At 70.0% G+C, this 22096-nt stretch carries 21 protein-coding genes and 1 tRNA gene; 7 read left to right on the top strand and 15 right to left on the bottom strand.

What is annotated here, in order from left to right:
* Position 1: 1 nt before the first annotated feature.
* Genes ACIRSS_RS35085 through ACIRSS_RS35075 form a run of 3 tightly spaced genes read right to left on the bottom strand, consistent with a single transcriptional unit; the run spans position 2 to position 1955 of the window.
* Entirely contained in the window at positions 2 to 745 is a 744-nt protein-coding gene (locus ACIRSS_RS35085) for a ferredoxin reductase (protein ID WP_400902679.1), read from the bottom strand.
* Complete coding sequence (locus tag ACIRSS_RS35080) at positions 715 to 1314, bottom strand: sulfite oxidase-like oxidoreductase (RefSeq protein WP_400902676.1); 600 nt, start codon at positions 1312 to 1314, stop codon at positions 715 to 717. The genes ACIRSS_RS35085 and ACIRSS_RS35080 overlap by 31 nt, the downstream gene beginning before the upstream one ends.
* A gap of 29 nt (positions 1315 to 1343) precedes the next feature.
* Complete coding sequence (locus ACIRSS_RS35075; protein ID WP_400902674.1) at positions 1344 to 1955, bottom strand: pentapeptide repeat-containing protein; 612 nt, start codon at positions 1953 to 1955, stop codon at positions 1344 to 1346.
* Between the two features lie 42 nt (positions 1956 to 1997).
* Between ACIRSS_RS35075 and ACIRSS_RS35070 the strand changes: the two genes are divergently transcribed.
* From ACIRSS_RS35070 to ACIRSS_RS35060, 3 genes are all read left to right on the top strand, one after another.
* Positions 1998 to 2900: an ornithine cyclodeaminase family protein gene (locus ACIRSS_RS35070; RefSeq protein ID WP_400902671.1), complete on the top strand. Its 903-nt coding sequence runs from the start codon at positions 1998 to 2000 to the stop codon at positions 2898 to 2900.
* 243 nt (positions 2901 to 3143) lie between these two features.
* Positions 3144 to 3398: a hypothetical protein gene (locus ACIRSS_RS35065; RefSeq protein WP_086675346.1), complete on the top strand. Its 255-nt coding sequence runs from the start codon at positions 3144 to 3146 to the stop codon at positions 3396 to 3398.
* A 581-nt stretch (positions 3399 to 3979) separates the two neighbouring features.
* Positions 3980 to 4792, top strand: coding sequence for a hypothetical protein (locus ACIRSS_RS35060; RefSeq protein WP_400902668.1), 813 nt, complete (start codon positions 3980 to 3982; stop codon positions 4790 to 4792).
* Between the two features lie 60 nt (positions 4793 to 4852).
* On the opposite strand, the gene ACIRSS_RS35055 is transcribed toward ACIRSS_RS35060, so the two are convergent.
* The 10 genes from ACIRSS_RS35055 to ACIRSS_RS35010 all read right to left on the bottom strand — a co-directional run bounded on the left by ACIRSS_RS35055 (position 4853) and on the right by ACIRSS_RS35010 (position 17725).
* The gene (locus tag ACIRSS_RS35055; protein ID WP_400902666.1) at positions 4853 to 5419 is read right to left on the bottom strand and encodes a hypothetical protein; all 567 of its coding nucleotides are present in this window, start codon (positions 5417 to 5419) and stop codon (positions 4853 to 4855) included.
* A complete protein-coding gene (locus ACIRSS_RS35050; protein ID WP_400902664.1) occupies positions 5416 to 7026 on the bottom strand; it encodes a substrate-binding domain-containing protein in 1611 nt (536 codons plus the stop codon). The genes ACIRSS_RS35055 and ACIRSS_RS35050 overlap by 4 nt, the downstream gene beginning before the upstream one ends.
* The gene (locus ACIRSS_RS35045; protein WP_400902662.1) at positions 7023 to 8150 is read right to left on the bottom strand and encodes a toxic anion resistance protein; all 1128 of its coding nucleotides are present in this window, start codon (positions 8148 to 8150) and stop codon (positions 7023 to 7025) included. The genes ACIRSS_RS35050 and ACIRSS_RS35045 overlap by 4 nt, the downstream gene beginning before the upstream one ends.
* A 1-nt stretch (position 8151) precedes the next feature.
* Positions 8152 to 9228, bottom strand: coding sequence for a hypothetical protein (locus tag ACIRSS_RS35040; protein WP_400902659.1), 1077 nt, complete (start codon positions 9226 to 9228; stop codon positions 8152 to 8154).
* Between the two features lie 83 nt (positions 9229 to 9311).
* Positions 9312 to 10805, bottom strand: a complete 1494-nt coding sequence (locus ACIRSS_RS35035; RefSeq protein WP_400902657.1) for a carboxylesterase/lipase family protein — start codon at positions 10803 to 10805, stop codon at positions 9312 to 9314.
* Positions 10805 to 12226, bottom strand: coding sequence for an ATP-binding protein (locus ACIRSS_RS35030; RefSeq protein ID WP_400902654.1), 1422 nt, complete (start codon positions 12224 to 12226; stop codon positions 10805 to 10807). Before ACIRSS_RS35030 ends, ACIRSS_RS35035 begins: the two co-directional genes overlap by 1 nt.
* Positions 12223 to 13875, bottom strand: coding sequence for an FAD-dependent oxidoreductase (locus tag ACIRSS_RS35025; RefSeq protein WP_400902652.1), 1653 nt, complete (start codon positions 13873 to 13875; stop codon positions 12223 to 12225). Before ACIRSS_RS35025 ends, ACIRSS_RS35030 begins: the two co-directional genes overlap by 4 nt.
* Positions 13876 to 13885: 10 nt before the next feature.
* Positions 13886 to 14815: a ribonuclease Z gene (locus tag ACIRSS_RS35020; protein ID WP_400902650.1), complete on the bottom strand. Its 930-nt coding sequence runs from the start codon at positions 14813 to 14815 to the stop codon at positions 13886 to 13888.
* A 13-nt stretch (positions 14816 to 14828) separates the two neighbouring features.
* Positions 14829 to 15398 carry an HdeD family acid-resistance protein gene (locus ACIRSS_RS35015; RefSeq protein WP_400902647.1) on the bottom strand — a complete coding sequence of 190 codons (570 nt, stop codon included), beginning with the start codon at positions 15396 to 15398 and terminating at the stop codon, positions 14829 to 14831.
* A 149-nt stretch (positions 15399 to 15547) separates the two neighbouring features.
* Positions 15548 to 17725 (bottom strand): RICIN domain-containing protein, encoded by a 2178-nt coding sequence (locus ACIRSS_RS35010; protein ID WP_400902645.1) that lies wholly within the window; start codon positions 17723 to 17725, stop codon positions 15548 to 15550.
* 275 nt (positions 17726 to 18000) lie between these two features.
* Between ACIRSS_RS35010 and ACIRSS_RS35005 the strand changes: the two genes are divergently transcribed.
* A tRNA-Ala gene (locus ACIRSS_RS35005) sits at positions 18001 to 18073 on the top strand.
* 699 nt (positions 18074 to 18772) lie between these two features.
* Here the strand turns inward: ACIRSS_RS35005 and ACIRSS_RS35000 are convergent.
* Positions 18773 to 19021, bottom strand: a complete 249-nt coding sequence (locus ACIRSS_RS35000; RefSeq protein ID WP_400904006.1) for a hypothetical protein — start codon at positions 19019 to 19021, stop codon at positions 18773 to 18775.
* A 164-nt stretch (positions 19022 to 19185) separates the two neighbouring features.
* Here ACIRSS_RS35000 and ACIRSS_RS34995 point away from each other — a divergent pair, with 164 nt between their 5' ends.
* Together ACIRSS_RS34995 and ACIRSS_RS34990 are read left to right on the top strand one after the other, a co-directional pair.
* Positions 19186 to 19383, top strand: a complete 198-nt coding sequence (locus ACIRSS_RS34995; RefSeq protein WP_400902643.1) for a hypothetical protein — start codon at positions 19186 to 19188, stop codon at positions 19381 to 19383.
* Between the two features lie 123 nt (positions 19384 to 19506).
* Positions 19507 to 20397, top strand: coding sequence for a glycosyltransferase family 2 protein (locus ACIRSS_RS34990; protein WP_400902640.1), 891 nt, complete (start codon positions 19507 to 19509; stop codon positions 20395 to 20397).
* A 123-nt stretch (positions 20398 to 20520) separates the two neighbouring features.
* Here ACIRSS_RS34990 and ACIRSS_RS34985 read toward each other — a convergent pair whose 3' ends face one another.
* Positions 20521 to 21243: a hypothetical protein gene (locus ACIRSS_RS34985; protein WP_400902637.1), complete on the bottom strand. Its 723-nt coding sequence runs from the start codon at positions 21241 to 21243 to the stop codon at positions 20521 to 20523.
* A gap of 118 nt (positions 21244 to 21361) precedes the next feature.
* Between ACIRSS_RS34985 and ACIRSS_RS34980 the strand changes: the two genes are divergently transcribed.
* Positions 21362 to 22045 carry a TetR/AcrR family transcriptional regulator gene (locus ACIRSS_RS34980; protein WP_400902634.1) on the top strand — a complete coding sequence of 228 codons (684 nt, stop codon included), beginning with the start codon at positions 21362 to 21364 and terminating at the stop codon, positions 22043 to 22045.
* Positions 22046 to 22096 lie beyond the last annotated feature (51 nt).

Genomic DNA, 22096 nt, shown 5'->3' with positions numbered 1-22096 from the left:
GCTAGTCGCGGCTGGGGCCGAACCGCTCGGTGCGGATGCGGTGTGGGTCGTGGCCGAGCGCGACCAGGATGTCGGCCACGGTCTCGACAAAGCCCGTCGGGCCGCAGACGAAGCACGCCGCTCCGAACTCCGCCGGCCAGCCCGCCGTGTTGAGCGTCGCCACGTCGATGCGCCGCGGGATACCGGGGCGGCCCTCCGGCAGCTCGCGCGTGTAGACGTAGGTGATGTCCAGGCCCGCCACCGGCGTGCGAAGTTCATCGGCGTAGTACTGCTCGGCCGGGGTGCGCAGCGAGTAGATCAGCTTGAACGGCGTCCGCACGCCGGCCGCCCGGCGCGCCCGGACCATCGCCATCAGCGGCACGATGCCCGAACCGCCCGCGACGAGCAGGACCGGCTCGGGGTCTGTCGGCCGCCAGACGAACCAGCCGCCGACGGGGCCGCGGATCTCGACCGGGTCGCCGACCGCGTACGGCCCGGTGAGGTGCTCGGACACCTCACCGTCGGCGACGCGCTGGACCGTCAGCTCGACCCGGTCACCATCGGCGGGCGCGGCGAGCGAGTAGCTGCGCTGCGCGCGGTAGCCGTCGGCGGCGGTCAGCCGGACGTCGACGTGCTGGCCCGCCAGGTGACCCGGCCAGCCGGGCAGGTCGAAGACGAGCGTGCGGGCCGTCGGCGTCTCGTCTCGGATTTCGGCCAGGCGGGCGACCCGCCAGGCTAGTCGCCCTGATACCGCTGTTCGCGCCATGGATCCCCGTAGTCGTGGTAGCCGACGTTCTCCCAGAAGCCGGGCTCGTCCCGGGTCTTCAGCTCCAGGCCGCGCACCCACTTCGCGGACTTCCAGAAGTACAGGTGCGGCACGAGCAGCCGCGCCGGGCCGCCGTGCTCGGGGGTCAGCGGCTTGCCGCCGTACTCGTAGGCGATCCAGGCCTGGCCGTCGAGCAGGTCGGCCAGCGGCAGGTTCGTCGTGTAGCCGCCGTAGGAGTGCACCATGACGTAGTCGGCGGACGTGTCGAGCCCGCCGACGAGCGTGTCCACCGCGACGCCGCGCCAGCGGGTGTCCAGTTTGGACCACTGGGTCACGCAGTGGATGTCGACCGTGGGCTTCTCGCTGGGCAGGGTCATCAGTTCGGCCCAGTTCCAGGCGTGCTTCTCGCCGGTCTCGGTGGTGACCGTGAACTCCCACGTCTCGGTGCGCACGCGCGGAGTCGGCCCGGCCGACAGCACGGGGAAGTCCTCGGCGAGGTACTGCCCGGGTGGCAGCCGCGGGTTGCCGCTGCGAGCCCGGCCGTGGAACCCCGGGGTCACGACGCCCATGCGGCCCTCCCTTCCCGGTCGGCCCGAGCCTACGCCCGGACGCGCAGCCCGAGCGACGTGACGAGCACCGCAGCCTGTTCGGGTGACACGATCGCGCCGGCCAGGTCGGCGTTCACCGGGTCGAGCGCCGAGAGGTCGCTGCCCCGCAGCTCCGCGCGCGGCAGCTTGACGGCGTGCAGCATCGCGCCCGAGAGGTCGACGTCGGCGAACACGGCGTCGCCGCAGTTCGCCCCGGTGAGGTCGGCTTCGCGCATCCGCACCCCGTGGAAGGCGACCGACCGCAGGTCGGCCCCCGCCAGCCCGGCGAACGACCAGTCGCCCCCGGTGACCCGCAGCGGCCGCAGCTCGCACTCGCTGAACGTCGCGCCGACGAGCTTGCACCCGGTGAACTCGGCGTCGAAGAAGTTGCACCGCTTGAAGGCGCAGCCGGTGAAGGCGGAGTCCGTGTGCCGGGACGCGTTGAACCGCACGTTCCCGAACACGCAGTCGGTGAAGACCGCGTTCCGCGTCTGCGCCTCCGAGAGGTCGACCTCGAGGAACTCGCAGCGCACGTAGTGCCGTCCGGTGATCTCCTCTCCGTACCAGTCGTCGCGGACGAACCGCTGTTCTTCCACGGGTGGATCTTGCGCGGCATCGGACACCCCGTCAGGCTAGCCGGGTCGCCGATGTCGAAGGGTCCGCACATGCTCGATGCCGACGCCGTCCGGGCGGCCGTGCCGATGACCGCCGCGATCGACGCGGTGCGCGGGGCCTTCCTCGACCTCGCCGCCGGCCATTTCGTGGTGCCACAACGGTTGTCCTTCGGCGGCGGCACGACGCTGGTGATGAGCGCGTGCCACACACCGACGTCGACAACGGTGGTGAAGACGCTCAGCCTGGTCGCCGGCCGAACCCCGATGATCCTCGGAACGCTCGTGTGGAACACGGCCGCGGGCCAGATCGTCGCGGACGCGATCGAGGTGACAACGCTCCGCACGGGCGCGGCGTCGGGTGTGGCGACGGACCTGCTGGCCCCGCCGTCCGCCGGCCGCCTGGCGCTCCTGGGCACGGGCGCACAGGCCGCCGACCAGGTACGCGCGGTGGCCGCGGTCCGCCCCCTGAGCCGGCTGGCGGTGTTCGGCCGCTCGCAGCCGCGCGCGCACGCCTTCGCGGAGCGGATGAGCGCCGAGTTCCCGGCTGTGGCGACGCGGGTGGCGTCGTCGGCCGCGGACGCCGTCTCCGACGCGGAGATCGTTTGCTGTGCTACGTCATCGTCGACTCCTCTGTTCGATGTGGACGACTTGCCGCCGCGGGTTCACGTCAATGCGATCGGGTCGTACCTGCCTTCCATGCGGGAGCTTCCGGCCGAGTTGCTCCGGCGTGCGGAGTGCGTGGTGGTGGATCAGGTCGAGGCGGTGCTCGAGGAGGCCGGTGAGGTGATCCACGCGGTGGACAACGGGTTGGTGGCGCGGTCTTCGTTGGTCGAGCTCGGGGATGCGTTGCGCAGGCCGCCGGCGGTGAGTGGGCGGACGGTGTTCAAGTCGGTGGGCCTCGCGGTGCAGGACTGGGCCATCGCGAAGTTGCTGGGTGACGCCGGGATGCGGTGACGGGCGGCTGGCCGGTCCAGCTCGGCGACGCACCGCCGGCGGCCAGACGCGCGCGCCTCGCGACGCGAGACTGGGTTGCTGGGACGCGCTGAGGGCTCACGGAGCGTCCGAATGGAGCGGCGGAGAGCGACGAGGAGCGGCCGAACGGCGCAATCTTGGGGATTGAGCGTTTGATCGGTCACCCGTTCCGGGAATTTTCCGGACATGTCTCCTTGGCGAACCACCACCAGACGGAACACGGCCGTGCGGGTCATCACGGCGATCGGCGCGATCTTCGCGGGGATCGAAGTTCTCTACATGATCATGGTGCTCGCCGGTGCCAATGCCGGCAACGCCTTCTTCATCTTCATCAAGTCGTTGGCGGTCCCTCTCGCGTTGTTCTGGCCGGGGCTGTTCAACGTGGACAACGGCAGCCTGCAGGTCATCCTCGACTTCGGCTTGGCCGCGGTGTTCTGGCTGGTCGTCACCGGCATCATCGCCCGCTTCGCGGGCCGGTGACCGGCGGGCGACGTCGCCCTTCGAGCTGCCACCTGCCGTCACTGCCCCCTCCGGTGGCGGCAGGTGGCTCACGATCTGCCACCTGCCGGCGGACCACGTCCTGACGCGGCCCGAAAGGCGGGACGCGGGTGCGAGATCCCGCGCGCGGCCGGTGTGGCACAACGGCTGGCGCGGACACGCCCGCTTCCTGGGCGCAACCGGGAACAGCAGCCGCCATACGGGCACACATGCCGCCCGGGGGGCGCCGCTGTGGCACTCACGGGCCGCGCACGAGCACCCGCGGCCGCCGCCATGGTCACCGGCCGCCGCGCGAGGTTGAGCCTCGCTCGTGGAACTCCGGCCGCCACGCAGGAACGAACACCCCCACTACCTCGCGAACCTGCCAGCCGGCGGGGATTTCGGCGGCGAGCTGGCCGTGCACCACGGCCAGCAGCCGGTAGCACAGGCGCAGCGTCCGAGGCGATCACGGGCCCCGCCATGCACAGCAAATACCTGCCCCCACGGATAACCGCCGGGTGAGAAACCTCCTTTTGCGTTACCTGCCCTCGGCACCCTTCCCCGCCGTCAGCGACACTGGACTGATGACTGACGGCAGGTGGTTCGACGGCTGGTCACCTTGGCCTGAGCTGGCCGGGCTGGCCGCCGCTGGGCGTTCGCTGCTCCCGAACGTTCCCGTCACCCCCGCCGCGCTGGTGCGGACCGTCACCGAGCAGCTCGTCGGGCGGCGACTGACCGCCAAGGTCGGGGACCGCGAAGTCGGCCTGACGCTCGCCGAGCTCGACTACCCCGCCGACAGCCTGCGGCTGGCCACCGGACGCGTCGGCGACGTGCGCATCGTCGCCGAAGACGTCGACTGGCCCGAACCCGAAGGGGGCAGCATTCCGCTGCGCCGGGTCACCGTGCTCGCCGAAGACGTCCGCCTCCGCTCACTTCCCACGCCCGCCGCCAAGCCGGCCCGCGTGGAGCTGCGGATCGCCGTCTCCGCGGACGTGCTCCGCGAAAGGGTGGCGAAGGTCCGGCCCGGGATCGTGGCCGCCCCGGCGGACAGCGGCCTGCTCCAGATCCACTGGGCCAAGAAACCCCACTGGGGCCACCTGACACTGGAAGCCCAGGTGGAAGACGACGCCGTCGTGCTCGTCCCGCGGACTCTCCACATCGGACAGCGGCAGCTCCGCCCACCGAAGCGCTTTCACCCCATCGTGCTTCCCCTGCCGGAACTCCCACCCGGCACGAAGCTGACCAAGGTGGAACCTCGGCACGACGAACTCGTGCTGCACACCGTCGCGGAAGAGTGGCCGGAACGGCTTTCCCGCATTCCTCTCGCCGATCTGCTGAGCTGGTTGACCACCGCAGCGGTGACCCTGACCTTGCCGAAACTCGGTTCGCGTCCATGAACTCGAAGCTACTCGAACGCGCGTTCGAACGTCATCACTCACAAGGGTAGGGCCGGAAACTCACACGTCCCGGTCGCGCAGATACCGCGTGTGATCGGCCTGCCGGTCGACCTCGGAGGCGTAGAACCGCTCGGCCACCCGGTGCGCCTCCGCCTCGAGCAAACCCAGCTGGGCCACCAGTTCCTCGCCCGCGCCGGCCCGCCGCGAAGCGAACCACCACGGTAGATTCAGGTAAGTCTCCAGCGACAGCGGCAAATCGGTCCGTCCAAGACGAACGACAGCGTGCTGGAGATCGGGATCAGCGGCCAGCCGCGCGGGATCCGACAGCAGGTCCCGCAAGATAGCCGCGATCCGGCCCACGGTGTCCACAGTAGACGCGGGCATCCGCGACGCCTGCGAAGAGACCCGCGAAAGCAAGGTCTCCAAAGAAGAACGCAGCTCGGCCGAAGTGTCCGGCACCAACCGGACCTTCTCGGAAGGCGCCAGCAAAGCACCCGCCAAGTACAACGCCACCACGACGAACGGCCAGAACCACCCGACCACCCCGGTCACGTACAGCACGACGCCGACCAGGCCACCGACGCAGCCGAGCAGGTTCTTGTTCGACCCCAGATAACGCAGCATCATTGGTACCCGCGGATCTCCTGGAACACGTCGGACAGCTGGACCTTGCGCGCGTCGAACACCTTCCCGCCGGTGGCCCCGGCGACCTGGGCCAGCTCGTCGCCGCTGCCCTCCCCGAACAGCACGGTGAACACCGGAACCTGCTTCATCGCCGGCGGCAGCGACCCGAACGACGCCTGGAAGTCGGACAGTGACGAGCCGTTCGCGTTCTCGCCGTCGGTCATCAGGACGATCGAGGTGAACCGGTCCGGATCGCGCGACGCCAACGGTTCCAGCACCCGGTAGGCCTCGGAAAGGCTGTCGTAGATCGCCGTCCCGCCGCCGGCCGTCAACCCCTCGGCGAACGCCTTGATGCGCGCCAGCTCGGCCGCTGGATCCTGCTCCGGCACGGTGAACGTCGAAGCCCGCGAAGGAACCGTGTTGAACGGCAGCATCGTCACCTCCTCCCGGCTGCGGAACCGCCGGTACCGGCCGGTCAACGACGTGTCCGCGCCCGTCAGCCCGACGAGCGCGTTCCGCAGCGAATCGATCCGGTCGCCCTTCATCGACCCGGACGTGTCCAGCACGTACAGCGTCCGCGACGGCCGCCGGATCTTGTCGAAGTACGCCTGGAGCAGCGCGTCCACGGCCTGCTGCGTCGCCGGGAACGGCAGCTCGACGAGGTCGCGCGCCGTGAACTGCGGCCCCAGCGCGACCCCCGGCACGACCGGCCGCCGCTGCGTCGTGTCCATGATCCGCTTCTGGACGTCGGGCGTGCGCAGGTAGTCCGAAAGCCGCTGGTGCGCCGACCGCGCGTCGTCACCGGCGGAAGCCAGTAGGGAAAGCGGGTAGTCCGCCGTGACGACGCCGTCGCTCGGGTAGACCAGCGTCAACGGCTCGGGCAGCTTCCCGGACGCGTTCGCCGAGAGCAGCACGGACTCGTAGTTGATCAGCCCGTCGACCTTCTGCCCCGGGTCCTGGCCGGTCGCGCGCCGCGTGTAGGCGTCCGACAGCCAGCCCGACGAGCCGGCCGAAAGCGCCTGGGCGCTGAAGAACTGCGTCAGCTGCGGAGTCACCGAAGCGATCTGCTGGGCGTCGATGGCGTTGCCCGCGCCGGCCAGCGCCGAAGCGACGCCGACCAGCGCCGAGAACCCGGAGTTCGACGCCGACGGGTCCGTCATCCCGTAGCTGAACGCCTTCTTCCCGGCCTGCGCGGCGATCTCGCCCCAGCTGACCGGCTTGCCCGCCCAGCCCAGCCGCTGCACCACCGAAGACGCCAGCCCGAGCACCACCGGCGAGCTCATGATCTTGACCTGGTTGCCGAGCCGCTTCGCCGCCTCGGGAATGCCCGCGAGATAACGGTTCGAGGAGAACCACACGGCGTCGTACTTGCCGTCGACGCTGCCGTTCGCCAGCGCTTCGGCGCCTTCCAGGGTGCCGGTGAAGGTGAACTTGACCTTGACACCGGTGGCCTGCGCGGCCGCGTCGAGCACCGGCTGCATGTCCGCCAGCTCGCTGCCCGCGAGGATCCGCAACGTCCCCGGCTCGGGCTCGCCCAGCGGCGCGGACGACGAGTCGGAACACCCCGCCAGCAACAAAGCACTCAAGGCGAGCGCCCAGACTTTCCTCATGCTTCCCCCTCGTGCGAACGCCGCAAGTGGTCTTCGGCGCGGCGGATCTCGCCGGACAGCGACTCGACGGTCGCGGCCATCGTGCGGACGGCGTCGGCGCGGAACCCGTCGATCGCGTCGATCGAGGCGTAGATCCGGTCGAACGACGCGCGGATCGTCTCGGTCGCGACGGCCGGGTCGCTGCTCGCCTTGCGGATCTCCGCGGACTGCAGGTCCAGCAGCTCGGTGTTGGCGCGGATCAGCCCGTCGGTGGTCGCCTGCAGCGCCGCGACCTCGTCGAGGACGTCCCGCTGGCTCGCCAGGGCCCCGCTGACCAGCAACGCGACCCGCAGCGCGGACACCGTCGTCGACACCGCCCGTTCGACGCCGCGGATCAGCTCGTCGTTGTTCTTGCGCACCAGGTCCAGCGCGAGGTAGCCCTGCGCGCTGACCGCCAGCTGCGTCAGCAGGTCCTGGTGCCGTTGCCGGATCGGGTACAGCACGTCCGCGCGCAACGCGTTGGCGCGCCCCGGATCCGTCAGGTCGAAGACGCCGGCCTGCGCTTCGATCGCGCTGTCGACGGCCTCGGCGAGGGCGGCCGCTTCGGCGAGCTTCCCCATCACCTTCCACAGCCGCTCGCGCTCGCCCTTGATCGCGGCGTTGTCGCGGCGCAGGACGTCCTGGCGGCCGCGCAGGTCGACGACCAGGGCGTTGACCGGCTCGTTCGCCGCGCGGTAGCGGTCCAGCGCCCGCTTCGCGCCGGCCGCGGCCGGGAACACCCCCAGCAGCTTCCGGCCGGTCAGTGGCAGCTTCGCCGGGTCCAGCTCGGCGACGGTCCGGCGCAGGCTCGCGAGGCTCGTCGTGACGCCGTCCTGCGGCGACGCCGCGCTGCGCAACGACCGGTCGAGCATCGTTCCCGCGACGCCGGCCGCCGCGCGCATGTCGGCTTCGCCGACGGTCAGCAGCTCGTCGAGGAGGTCGGTGAACTCCGGCGAACGGACGTCGAGAGCTTCGAGCCGGGACGCGAACTCCGAAGCGCGAACGGTGACTACCGACCGGGTTTCGGAACTGAGCGTGATCAGTCCGGCCGCACGCTCGACGGGGATCGCCGCGACCGGCTCGGGCGGGGTGAGCGAGAAGTCCATGTCAGTACTGCTTGCCGACGGCGTCGAGCAGCCGCTCGAGCGTTTCGAACGACGGCGGTTCGACGGCGTCCACGAGATCGGCGGGCGCGTGCGCCGGCGCGGCGACCTCGGCGAACAGCTGCGGGTTCGTGGTGCGGAACCCGAAGGTCGCGGCGAGCTTGCCCAGCTCGGGATCGGTCGCGAGGAGCTGCCCGACCTTGTCGCCGTCGCCGGTCAACGGCACCAGCGTGTGCTTCGAGTAGACCGTCGGCGCGGTGTAGAGCATCCGCATGTCGGGCCGGATCGAGCCGTCGCCGCTCACCACGCGGCCGACGAACTGCGACTCGTAGATCAGCGCCAGCGGCGTCTTGCCCATGCCCGCCGACAAGTAGTCCTCGAACGGCCCTTCGGTGCTGCTCTGCGTGTACCCCTGGTCGAGGAACAGCTTCGCCACCGTCGGCAGCACCTTCGCCTCCTGCTCCGGCGTGCTCACGACGGCGTTCCCGTTGGCCACGAAGGAAACGATCGACAGGTACATCGCCGCGGAGTTCGACTCGCGCGGGTCGGTCGTCGTGACCAGGACGTTCTTGCGGGCCGGGTAGGCGGTGTTGCCGGGCAGCTGGTCCCAGCGCGTGCCGGCCTTCGCCAGGTCGAGGTACTTCGCGATGTCGAGGACGTCGTAGTCGCCGGCGCCCTTGTGCACGACCCCGTTGGCCCGCAGCAAGGAAACGATCGGTTCGAAGGAGGCGACGGCCATCGGCGACTGGAACGGCGTGTACACCGTGGTCACCTTGCGGTCGCGCTGAATCTTCTGCGCCGCGGGCGACGACGAGGGGAACGCGAACGCGTACTTCCCGAGGTCGACGGTCGTCGCGATCTGCCGCGACCCGGCCGTGTCGACCTCGACCTTCAGGCCGTGGCGCGCGAAGGCGTCGACGACGCGCTGGTCGGTGAAGAAGGCCTGCTTCTCCGAACCGATCACCCCGCGCACGGTCGTCGTGGAGCCCGCGGCGCTGTCGTCACCGCGACCCCAGATGATCACCCCCACGACGGCCAGCAGCAGCACCACGGCCAGTCCGATCGACACCCGGCGTTTCACTCAGCCACTCCCCTCGACGGGCTTTCGCTCATTGGACGCGGGAGCGAGCCGGTTCGAAGTGAACGGCGGGTGAAGGAACGGTCTCAGGTCACCGGGAACCAGGTCCCCGACGCCCATTCCGTGTCGCCCCAGGCTTTCCGCTCGTCGGAGCGTGGATCGAGCACCAGATCGGTGTCTTCCCGGAAAACCAGCACCGGCCGGAGTTCGGGCCCGTAGGGCGGCCACTCGGGGCCGTCGGCGTCCGCGACGCCGTCGCGGACGAACCGCACCCAGGCGCGGTGGATGAGCAACGCGGCGCGCTCACGCTTCGGGTTGACAGCTGAGCCCTGCGAAGCGAGCGGCAGCGGTGTCTTCCACGCCATCGTCGTCTCGGTGCCGTGGCCGCCGTCGAGCTGTTCGGGGACGCCGGGCGCGGCGATGTCGATGCGGTAGCGGTGGACGGGCGCGTGCGCGGACTGCGCGTCGGCCAGGCGCTGCGTCGGGATGCCGTAGCGCTCGTCGCCCATCGCGGCGATCTTCGCGGACTTCAGGTCGGGGACGCGGCGAAGGTACGTCTCGAGAAGGTGCGAAGTGCCTTCGCGGCCGAGGATGCCTTCGAGCACACCGGAAGCCGGCGCCGTCGCGACGTCGTCGCCGAGCATCAGCGCGTACGTGCTGCCCTCGTTGCTGTTGCAGCCGACTAGCAAAGGGATTCCGGCCGCGCTCCCCCGGCGGATCGGCTCGACCGGCACCTCCGGCAGCACGCGCGGGTGCAGCGTCGGGCGCCACAGCCACAGCGCCTGCAGTCCGGACAGGATGCGTTCCTGCGCCTCGACGAACTCCTTGGCGGGCAACGCCCTGAGCGCGCCCAGGTCGTGGCAGCCGACTTCGTCGAGGAGCCGCCGCGCCAGCGCGGTCCCGGCGTCCGGCGTCGCCACGTGGTCCGCGCCACCGCTGCTGCTGATGGCCCGCGCGAACAACCCCCGGCCCAGCGGGCTGCCCATCAGGTTCCCGACGCTCTTCGCGCCCGCCGAGACGCCGTAGACGGTGATCCGCTCCGGGTCGCCGCCGAACGCGGAAATGTTGCGCCGCACCCACTTCAGGGCCTCGACCTGGTCGAGGAACCCGCACACCCCGGCGTCCGCTTCGGACTCGCCGAAGATCCCGGCGAGGTGCAGGAAGCCGAGCGAGCCGAGCCGGTAGTTGATCGTGACGACGACGATCCCGGCGCGCGCGAACTCCTCGCCGTCGCCCAGCTGCTCGCCGTGCCCGACCCGGTAGCCGCCGCCGTGCAGCCAGAACAGCACCGGCCACCCGCCGTCGGGCGCGGGCCCCTCGGGCGTGCAGACGTTGAGGTACAGGCAGTCCTCGTCGCACACGGCGGCCGGGTTCATCGGGTCCGGCGACTGCATCGCGTGCGGCCCGTACTCCGTCGCGACGTGCACACCGCCGGACAGCGACGGCGGCTGCGGCGCCTTCCACCGCAGCTCGCCGACCGGCGGACGGGCGTACGGAATCCCGCGCCAGACGCGGACGCCGTCGCCCGCCAGCCCCACCAGCGCCCCGAGCTCGGTCGTGACCGTCGGGACGGATGCCATCAGAGCGAGGCCTGCTCGACCGTCGGCAGGCAGACCTCGAACCGGGTGTTCCCGGGCTCGGACTCGACGCGCAGGTCGCCCTGGTGGCGTTCGACGACGATCTTCCACGAGATGTCCAGGCCGAGCCCGGTGCCCTCGCCGACCGGCTTGGTCGTGAAGAACGGCTCGAAGATCCGCGGCTTGATGTCGGCCGGGATGCCGGGGCCGGTGTCGCCGATCTCGACGCGGATCTGGTCGTCGACGCGCCAGGTGCGCAGCGTCAGCGTGCCCTCGCCCTTCATCGCGCCCAGGGCGTTGTCGATGATGTTCGTCCAGACCTGGTTCAGCTCGGCAGGGTACGCGGGGATCTTCGGCAGGCTGCGGTCGTACTCCTTGACGACGCGGATCCCGCCGCCGATCTTGCCGGACAGCATCACGAGCGTGGAGTCGAGGCCGTCGTGGACGTCGACCCACTGGTGCGGCGCCCGGTCCATCTGGGAGTACTGCTTGGCCTTGCCGACCAGCGCGGAGATCCGCGTGGTGGAGTCCTCGATCTCGCCCATCAGCATCTCGGTCTCGAGCGCGTAGGCGAGCCAGCGGACGGCGCCGTCGATGAAGGTGTCGCCCACCTGCTCCAGCACGTTGTCCAGGTCGACCGTGGTCAGGCCGGCGCGGACGTAGATGTCGGCGAGGTCCCAGCCGCCGTCGATGCCGCGGTCGTCGAACCAGTCGCCGATCTCGTCCTCGCGGTCGGCCTGCTGCATCGCGGTCAGCTTCTCCGCCTGCGCGACCTGCTTGACCAGGCGTTCCTGGACGTCGATGAGCTGGTAGAGCAGCTCGGGCTCGATGTCCTTCTTGGCCAGGAAGGCGAGCTTGTGACGCATGCCGGCGACGCGTTCGCGCAGGGCGGACGTCGCCCGGACGGCGGCCGCGGCCGGGTTGTTCAGCTCGTGCGTCAGGCCGGCCGAGAGCTCGCCGAGGGCTAGCAGCCGGCGCCGCGACCCGATCACGGTGTCGCTGTTGCGCCACCCCAGGTACATGCCCTCCAGCAGGTGCGTCGCCATCGGGAACCACCTGCGGAACTCGACGGAGAACTCCTTCGACGGCAGCGCGAGCAGCGTGACGTCGGACAGCGCCCGCACGGTCGCGCCGTAGCGGTGGTCGTCGTCCTGGTGCACGAAGAACTGCGTCGCGCCGAAGTAGGCGCCGCGCTGGTCGGACCGGTTGGTCTCCACCTCGGTGCCGCTGACCAGGCGCGTCATCCGGATGGCGCCGCCGAGCAGGACGTAGAAGCAGGTCGCCTCGCCGCCCTCGCTGATGATCGTCGAGTCGCCCTCGTACTCCTCGAGCACGGCGTTGTCGACGACCCAGTCGAGCTGCGCCTCGGAAAGGTGTTCGAAAAGGAAGAGCCCGCGAAGCTCTTCCCGCGGCAGTGCGCTCATTGTTCCTCCAGGTACCGGTGTACCAGCGTCACGGCCATCGCGCCCTCGCCGACCGCGGACGCCACCCGCTTGACCGACTGGGACCGCACGTCACCGGCCACGAACACCCCGGGGATCGACGACTCGAGGTAGTACGGATCACGGTCGAGCGGCCAGCCGGCCGGCCGCTGCGCGTTCGCCGTCAGGTCCGGACCCGTGCACACGAAGCCGTGCTCGTCGCGGTGGATGCCCTCGCCGAGCCAGTCGGTGCGCGGGGCGGCACCGATGAAGATGAACAGGTGCCCGCTGTCGACCGTCTCGGTGACGCCGTTCTCGCACAGCGTGAGCCGCTCGAGGTGCTCGTCGCCGTGGGCCTGCTTGACCGTGGTGTGCGTGCGGACGTGGATGTTCTCGATGCCGGCGATCTGCTCGATCAGGTAGTGCGACATCGACGACTCGAGCGACTCGCCGCGGACGAGGATCGTGACGTCGCTGGCGTGCCGGGAGAAGAACACCGCGGCCTGGCCGGCGGAGTTGGCGCCGCCGACGATGTAGACGTGCTCGCCCTTGCACTCGGGCGCCTCGGTCGCGGCCGAGCCGTAGTAGACACCGCGGCCGGTGAGCTCCTCGATGCCCTCGGCGTCCAGCGCGCGGTAGGTGACGCCGCTGGCCAGGATCACCGAGTGCGCGGCGATCTCGCTGCCGTCGCCGAAGGTGACGACCCGGGACGAGCCGCGCGCTTCGAGGCCCACGACGTCGCGCGCGGTCAGCACCTCGGCGCCGAACTTCTGCGCCTGGCGCCGCGCCCGGTCGGTCAGCTGCGCACCGGAGACGCCGTCCGGGAAGCCGAGGTAGTTCTCGATGCGGGAGCTGGTGCCGGCCTGGCCGCCGGTGGCCTTCTTCTCGACGAGCACCGTGCGCAGGCCCTCGGACGCGCCGTAGACGGCCGCGCCGAGGCCGGCCGGGCCGCCGCCGATCACGACGAGGTCGTAGAACTCCTGCGCCGGGCGGGTCGACAAACCGACCGCGTCCGCGATCTCGCCGCCGCTGGGGTTCTTGAGGACCGTGCCGTCCGGGGTGACGATGACCGGGATGTCCTGCTCGGTGGCGTCGGCGGCCTGCAGGATCCGGCGGCCTTCGTCGTCGTCGACGGAGAACCAGCGGTACGGCACGGCGTTGCGGGCGAGGAAGTCGCGCATCTGGAACGACGGCGAGTTGTACCGGTGGCCGATGAGCTTGACCTCCTCGACCGGCCGGTCGCCGACCGCCTTCCAGGTCTCGACCAGCGCGTCGATCACCGGGTAGAGCTTCTCCTCCGGCGGGTCCCACGGCTTGAGCAGGTAGTGGTCGACGTCGACGACGTTGATCGCCTGGATCGCGGCGTCGGTGTCGGCGTAGGCGGTCAGCAGGGCGCGGCGGGCGTGCGGGAACAGGTCCATCGCCTTCTCGAGGAAGGCGATGCCGTCCATCTGCGGCATCCGGTAGTCGGCGAGGATGGCCGCGACGGCGTCGCCTCGCAGCTTGATCTCGCGCAGCGCTTCGAGCGCGTCCATGCCGGAGTCGGCACGGATGACGCGGTAGTCCTTCCCGTACCGGCGCCGCAGGTCGCGGGCGACCGAGCGGGACACGGCGGGATCGTCGTCGACGGTCGTCAGGATCGGCTGGCTCACGAGGTGCAGCCTACGGCGCCCGGTGGTCCGCTGGGGAGGACCGGCGTTTCGGCACCTGGACCCGCTCCAGGTCCTCGGCCACGACGATTTCGCCGTCGAACTCGGCTTTCGCCTCCTCCAGGAAGCGCGCCGGATCGGGGTAGCGCTGCGAGAAGTGCGTCAGGACCAGTTGGCGGACACCGCATTCGGCGGCGACGCGGGCCGCTTGCCGCGCGGTCAGGTGGCCGAAGTCCTTCGCCAGCCGGGTGTCGTCGGCGAGGAACGTCGCCTCGATGACGAGCATGTCGGCGTTTTCGCTGAGGGCGTACACCGCGTCGCAGAGGCGGGTGTCCATGACGAACGCGAAGCGCTGGCCCGGCCGGGGCGTGCTGACGTCTTCCAGCTTGGTGGTCCCCAGCCGCCCTTCGCGTTGGAGCTTGCCGACGTCCGGGCCGCTGATGCCGTGTTCCTTCAGCTTGCCGGGGAGCATCGTGCGGCCGTCCGGCTCGGTCAGCCGGTAGCCGAAGGCCTCGACGGGGTGGCTCAGGCGCCGGGCTTCGAGGGTGAACTTGGCCCCGACGGCGATCGGCCCGTCCTCGGCGATCGGGTGTTCGCGCAGGTCAGCCGTCTCGTAGAACGACGTCGCGTGCCGCAGCCGCTCGAAGTAGTGGGCACCGGAAGCCGGGAAGTGGGCGTGGACCGGGTGCTGGACCTTGTCCAGGGAGAGCCGCTGGATCACGCCGGGCAGGCCGAGGCTGTGGTCGCCGTGGAAGTGCGTGACGCAGAGGCGCGTGACGTCCGTGGCGGCCACGCCCGCCCGCAGCATCTGGCGCTGGGTGCCTTCGCCGGGGTCGAAGAGGATGCCCTCGCCGTCCCAGCGCAGGAGGTAGCCGTTCTGGTTGCGGAGGCGCGTGGGCACCTGGCTCGCGGTGCCCAGCACCACCAGTTCGCGGGTCGACACCCCCGCACGCTACTCAGGCGGCGGGGGTGGTGTCCCCCAGTTTGCGCAACCGGAAGGCCAGCACCAGCAGCATGATCCCGTAGATCAGCGCGTAGATGCCGACGAGCAGCGCGATGCCGAACGCGCCGGCGATCGGGTTGATCACGATGAGGATGCCGGCGATCACGGAGAGCGCACCGGCCGCGATGAGGAACGCCTCGCCCTGGATCTGCTTGCGCAGCCGGATCGCCGCGGCGATCTCCGCGACGCCGGTGACGATCGCCCACAGGCCGACCAGCAGGGCCAGCAGCAGAACCGTGATTCCGGGCCAGACGAGGACGAGGATTCCGGCGATGATGCCGAGCGCGCCGAGGATTCCGTAGGCGGCGCGGTGCGCGGTGTCACCTCCGCGGAAGGCCTGCATGAGGGCGCCGATGCCGTCGACGATCGCGTACACGCCGTACAGGATCGCCAGGACGAGCACCGTCTCGCCCGGCCAGATCAGTGCGAAGAGCCCGAAGAGCAGGGCGAACACGCCGCGGACGGCGGCGATCGGCCAGGCTTGGCGGGGTTCGACGACGGAGAAGGCTGCGAAGGAGGTCATGAGTCGCTCCTCGGGTGTCGGGGCACCCAGTATCGCGGCAAAAGGCCTGGCCGGCTCGGTTCACCACCCGTTTGGGCCACGCGTCCACTGTGTCCGGACACTTAGGACCGGCGTGCGCCGCGGCCGCCACCACGGCGCACGCCGGTTGCTCAGGGGTAGCCGACCAGGTTGACCGGCTTGGTGCCGGCCGGGGTCGTGTCACCCGTGGTGTTGATGACGTGCGTGATCGTGCCCTGGTAGTTGAGCGACACGGTCACCATGTCGTGGAACCGGACACCCGCGGTGTTCGGCGCCTCAAACGCGTGAGCGCTGGCCACGGACGGGTTGGTGCTGAAGTAGCAGTAGCTGCCCAGCCCCCACGCCTCGTGGCTGGTGACGTTCGGGCCCACCTTGTAGGCGGAGTAGCCCTTGCTCGACCCGTTCATCCAGCCGGCCTGGTTCGGCACGTCGTAGGGCATTTCGTTCTGGAAGAAGTACGTCCGGCCGCCGTTGCCGTTCCAGACGACCTGCGTCTTCTGGTAGTGCTCGACGAACAGGCCGTACATCGTCACGTTGTTGCCGTTGACCGTGAGGCCGTTGTCGGCGGTGTTGGTCGTCCAGCCGACGTAGGCGTTGTCGTCGGCGTGGTCGGCGCGCCAGATCCACATGTGGTCGCCGATGACGTTGTTGCTGTTGACCACCAGGCTGTTCGTCGCCTTCCCGACGGCGGCGCCGCCGATCCGGAAGAAGACGTCGTGCAGCGACGTCGGGTTCGCCGTGTGGTCGGCGGCCGAGCCGGCCGCGCCGACCTGCATGAGGGTGGTCGAGTTGGTCGTGCCGGCGTCGATCAGCAGGCCGGCGACCTTGACGCCGTCGACGTCGTCGACGTTCATCGCGGTGACGCCGCCGTCCGGCACCAGCGTGGCGATGCCGAGGCCGAGCACGACGGTGTCCGGCCGGGTGACGTGCAGCGCCTGGTTCAGGTGGTAGACACCGGGCGTGACCAGCAGGTTCTTCCCGGCGGCGAGCGCCGCGTTCATGTCCGCGGCGGTGGCGCCGGGCTTGGCGATGTAGAACTGGTCGATCGGCAGCGAGGTGCCCGGCGCGGTGCCGTTCGCCCAGGTCGTGCCGGCCGCGTTGGTCTTCACGCTCGGGACGAAGACCTGGTAGTTGCCGGCGCCGTCGATGTAGAGGAACGGCTTTTCGCGGACGACCGGCGTCTGGCCGACGGTGGTGTAGGGCGGGCTCGGGAAGGTGTTCGCCGGGGCGCCCTGGACGCCCGCGAAGACCATGTTCCAGTTCGAGCCGTTCCAGCTGCCGAACTGCGAGTTGCGGGAGATCCACTGCTGCTGCGAGCCGGAGCGGACCTGGCCGTCGATCTTGGTGTCGGAGATCCAGCCGCCGCTGGCCCAGCCGCCGTCGTCGAGCTGCAGGTCGCCGCGGACGTGCATGCGGCGGTAGGGCGCGGCCTGGCTGACGGCCCAGCGGTCGGCGCCCCCGTTCGGGTTCACGGACAGGTTCTCGGCGCCGCGCCAGAAGTTCTGCGTGGCGTTCTGCGGCGGGAACCAGTCGGCCTCGACGTGCACGGCGCCGTTGATCGTCACGGCGTCGGGGCTCAGGCCGAGGCCGAGGACCTGCGTGTAGAAGCCGACGTTGACGTCGTTGGCGTAGGTGCCCGGCTTGAACATGACGGCGTAGCGCTGGCTGCCGAACTGGTTGCGCTCCTGCTGGCTGAAGATGCTGTTCAGCCGGCTCTGGATGGCCGAGCTCGACATGGAGGGGTCGAAGACGACGACGTTCGGGCCGAAGTCGGGCTGGCCGGGCTGGGTCGTGTTCACGGGGTTCAGGGTGAAGGACTGGGCGGCGGTGCCGTTGCAGGCGTACTGCTGCAGCTGCACCGAGTCGGCGGCGGAGGCACCGGGCACGTCGAGGCACTTCCCGCTGTTGCGGCTGACGAAGTGGTAGCGGCCGTTCCCCTCGTCGACGGCTTGCCACTGCTGGTTGGCGCCGCCTCCGTAGGTCCAGAGCTGCACGAGGCCACCATCGGCGGTCGAGACGTTCGTGACATCCCAGGCCGCGGCCGGGTTGGTGCGGGCGTTCACCCGGAAGTAGCCGTCACCGGTCGACTGGAACTGCCACTGCTGCGAGGCGGTCTGGTTGCAGGAGTACTGCTGCACGACGGTGCCGTCGGCGGTCCCGGCGGCCCGGGCATCGACGCACTTCCCGCTGTTGGCGGCGGTCACGGTGTACCAGCCGTCCGGGGTGACGGCGGCTTGGGCTCTCGGGACGGCCGCGGCGCCCGCGACCAGGGATAATGCCGCGGACAGCAGCACCAGCGTCCTCTTCATGCGAAACCTCCTCTGCCGCGTGAGCGGCGTTCGTAGAGCAGGAAACGGCAGAGGCGTGCCCGGTCTGGGTAGACGCGGCGTAACGGGCGGGGACCTCGGCGTCACAACCGCGCAAAATGTAACGGCGGCCACATCCGGGAGTCAATACACGACTAAAAATAAGGTGTGAAGACGCAGGTCAGTGGCATGGAGTGACTGTGGGGACCCCCGCGTGGAGGGTGGCTGGGCGGGGTGTAATGTATGGACACACGAGATGCGGAGCCGAGCTTCGCTCCGGGGCTATGGCGCAGCTGGTAGCGCACCTCACTGGCAGTGAGGGGGTCAGGGGTTCGAGTCCCCTTAGCTCCACATCGTACGAAACCCCTTCGTTTCAGTCGTTTTGGCTGGTCGGAGGGGTTTTCTGCGTTCCCGGTTCGATCAGCGGTGATCGGCTTGCGGCGTGATCTTGTGCTCCTGGTGGGGCAGAGCTGGAGCAATGCCCCATCCCCGTTTCGGCGTCGGTGCGGCGTTCCCGCTGCTCCCCGGCTCGCTCGGCGAGTGACGCCCACCGTGGCGAAGAGGGGGACAACCGGCGCCACTCGTCCACCGTCGACCACACCCGGTGACGGCGTCGACGGCAGTGGAGCCGCCGCGCGCCAGCGGCGCTCGAGATCCTCCAGCAGCCGGTGCTCGACCTCCGGGGCGACGTCGGAGTAGGTCTCAATGACCCGGATGTCCAGGTGATGCCCGAGCCGACGGGCCTGCGCGATCTCCGGCGCGCCGCCGGCGATCAGCCAGGTCTTGTGGCTGTGCCGCAGCCTGTGGAACGCCTACCCGGCCGGGCCGCTGCGCAGCCCGCCTTCGCCCCGCACGCATTGCTGCCGTCGACCGCGGAGCGGAAGACCCGCCGCAGGAACGTCGAGCGCCACAACCACCTCCCGCTCGGCGTGGTGAACACGAAGCCATACGGGTGCCGCGCGAGATGCTCGCGCAGCAGCGCGACCAGGAACGGCGGTAGCGCGATCGTCCGCGCGGAAGCCCGGGTCTTCGGCGGGCCGTGCCACCGCATCACCCCTGCCCCGGCGTGACCTTCGGCCACGGCGCCGCCGCCGGTGCACCGGATTGAACGGAATCAGCCGCTCGTCGTCGACGGGGCGTACGCGTCCCGCTCCAGCTCCGAGCCCACTCGGTCACACCCAGCGTCGTGATCGCGCCTAGCGGCAGGTGGCCGAACTTCGGCAGAATGTGACACCGCAACCGGCTCCGGTAGCTCTCGATCGTCCGCGGATCCAGATCCAGCAACCGGAACCACCGCACCACCCACGCCGCCACCGTGACCGCGCTGTCGTGCCATTGTTGGTGTCACACTGCTCGGCGTCGGTATCGCCATTGACAGTAAGGATTGTCACGCTGAGCATGATCGCAGTCCGGCGAAGCAAACGTCGGCGATCGAAATAAGGACCTCCGAGAGATAGCTGCTCATGGGTACGCGACAACGCAAGATCTTCCTCGGCGTCACCATCGGCGTGCTGGTCGTGCTGGCTGCGGTCTTTACACTGCTGCGGGTCTCACCCGACGCCGGTGAGGCTGTCGATGTCGTCAGCACGGTACTGATGGTGGCCGGAGGTGTTGTGCTTGTCGGCGCGCTGATCGTTCTTCTGCGCAATCGCAGGACGTAACTGATGCAAGAGCGCAGAGGAACGCTGCTCCGCCGCCTCCTCGAACATCGGGACGAGCCGTGGACTCGCTCGGTTTCCGCCTTTGTATGCTGATCGCCGTTCCACGCGACTGGGGGTTGGCGAGTGCGGATCGTGATGACGTTGCTGGTGCGCGACGAGGCAGACATCGTGGCCGCCACGGTGGAGCACCACCTCGCCGCGGGAGTGGATTTCATCGTGGCGACCGACAACGGGTCCGTCGACGGCACCACCGAAATCCTGGAACGCTACCGCGACGCCGGGGTACTCGAGCTGTGGCACGAGCCAGGCCGCGACTACGAGCAGGCCCGATGGGTCACGGCCATGGCCCGGCGCGCGGCGGTGTCGCACGGCGCCGACTGGGTGATCAACGGCGACGCCGACGAGTTCCTCTGGCCCGGCACTGCCACCGATGTCGACCGCGCCGCCATCCCGGACGCGCTGGCCACCATCGACAGCCGATGCGGCACCGTGGAGATGGTCCGCGACAACCTCGTGGCCGATCCCACGCGCAAAGGCCCGTGGCCGTCGACGCACGTCCTGCGCGACACACTGGCTTTGTCGGCTCGGGGTACACGGATCGGGAACAAGGTGTGCCACCGCGCCGATCCCGGGGTGACGGTCGGCTTCGGCAACCACAGCGCGACCGGCGTTGCGGGCGGAGTTGCCGCCGAGCGGCCATTGGGGATCCTGCACGTGCCCGACCGCGGGCTGGAGCAGTTCACGCGCAAAGTCGCCAACGCTGGCTCCGCGTTCGCCGCCAACACGCGACTTGACCCGGGTATCGGCTGGCACATGCGCGAGGATTACCAACTCCTGCTCGACGACGACCTGGCGCGAGCCTGGGCTCAGCGGCAGCCGGATGCGGCCGCCGTCAGCGCCGGCCTCGCCGCGGGAACCCTCGTCCGCGACAGCCGGCTCACGGACCGGCTTACCGAACTCCTGCCGACCGCGGTCATCCCCGACGCCCTGAAAGACGTCCTCCGCGAACCGTAGCCTCGGCAACAAAGGGGTCCTCGGCGTTCACGTCCGGTCATGCCGACGAGCGTGAGTCATGGGGACCGGGATGCTGCCTCATCCCCGCCACGCGCGCAGTGCGGGTGGTGCCGACGTCGATGATCATCGCGCGGCGACGTGTTCCACAGTGGGACGCGGCGAGTTGTCGCTGCCCGTGGCTGGTCGGGCGCGCCACAGCGAGATGCCCAAGCCGATCAACGCCACTCCGGTCGGAACGGCCAACGGCCGGTTGAACGACTCCGGGAGCACCGCGAGCGCGACCGTCGCGACAGTGCCCGCGGCCAGCAGTACCGACGCCCACCGGGCGAGGACGCGGGCCCGGAACAACGCGATGCCGAACAGGCATCCACCCGCGAGATAGCCGACGGAGCTGACCACGATGACGATCTGCATGCCGCCGATGCCATGGGTTGCGGTGCCGCCGAAGGCGACGGCGAGGACATCGGCGACGTAGCCGGGCGCCGTGGGTGCCAGCGCGGGCAGAACGGCGGCGGCGACGACCTCGATGCTGAACATGAGCAGGTAGCCGGCGGCGAACAACGCGTAGCCGAGGAAGCCGAGGATTCCCGTCTGTCGGACTTGACGCAGGTACATGCCGGTGATGCCGGCGAGCGCCAGCGCGGCCATGAGCGCTTTCGCCGCGCTGCGCACGGCCCAGTCGGTGGTGGTGACCAGCGAGACGTCCATGGCCGGGTGGCCGATCTGGACCGCGATGAACAGTGCCCCCGCGATCGCGGCAGCGATTCCGGCGGCCTGCGAGAGGCTCCTTTCACTGGGCGCCAAGGAGAACTGCTTCGTCTTGCCGGGTCTTGGCGTGGCACTCATGCCTTGCTCCTCCGAGCGGAATAGGAGGTGTACAACGTACACCTTTACGGCGCTCAAGCTAGGCGTACGATGTACACCTGTCAAGACCGGGCCCCCGGTCAGGAGGTGGAGGCCCCCGATGCAGGACACCGCCGCGGCCAGCGGCCGGGAGCGGCTCAACCGCGCCAAAGTGCTGGGCGCCGCCGTCGAGCTGGCGGATGAAGGCGGCTTCGAGGCCCTGACCATGCGCAGGCTCGCGGCCCGGTTGAGCGTCGTACCCATGGCGCTCTACAAGCACGTGGCGGACAAGCGCGAGCTCCTCGACGGCATGGTCGACCTGGTCTTCGCCGAGGTCGAGGTACCCGTCGACGTCGGCTGGCGGACTGCCATGCACCGCCGTGCGGCGTCGATGCGGCTGGCTCTGCTCCGCCACCCGTGGGCGGTCGGCCGGATGGAGACGGGCACTCCGGGACCGGCGAACCTGCACCACCACAACGCCGTGATGCGATGCCTCCGCCGTGACGCGGGCTTTCCCTTCCGCATGGCCGTGCACGCGTACAACCTGATGGACGCGTACGTCTACGGGTTCGCCCTCCAGGAGAAGAACCTCGCCGGCGACATCCCGGCGGAAGCCGCGCGGCGGCAGGAAGCCGTCGTGGACCGGCAGCCGTCGGGACTCGAGGACTACCCCTACCTCGCGGAGGTGGTCACCGAACTGGCGAAGACCGGGTTCACGTTCGCCGACGAGTTCGAATTCGGGCTCGACCTCATCCTCGACGGCCTCAGCCGGATGCCTCAGCAAGCCTCCGGCGCCGCACCCTGACCACATCGACCAACGTCCGCTCACGCCGAGCTGGGTGTGCTGACTGGGTCC

Origin of the sequence: Amycolatopsis sp. NPDC101161 (genome assembly GCF_044768185.1) — a bacterium.
Classification (GTDB): domain Bacteria; phylum Actinomycetota; class Actinomycetes; order Mycobacteriales; family Pseudonocardiaceae; genus Amycolatopsis.
The sequence above is the reverse complement of the archived record's forward strand: the minus strand, read 5'-3'. Positions and strand labels throughout refer to the sequence as shown.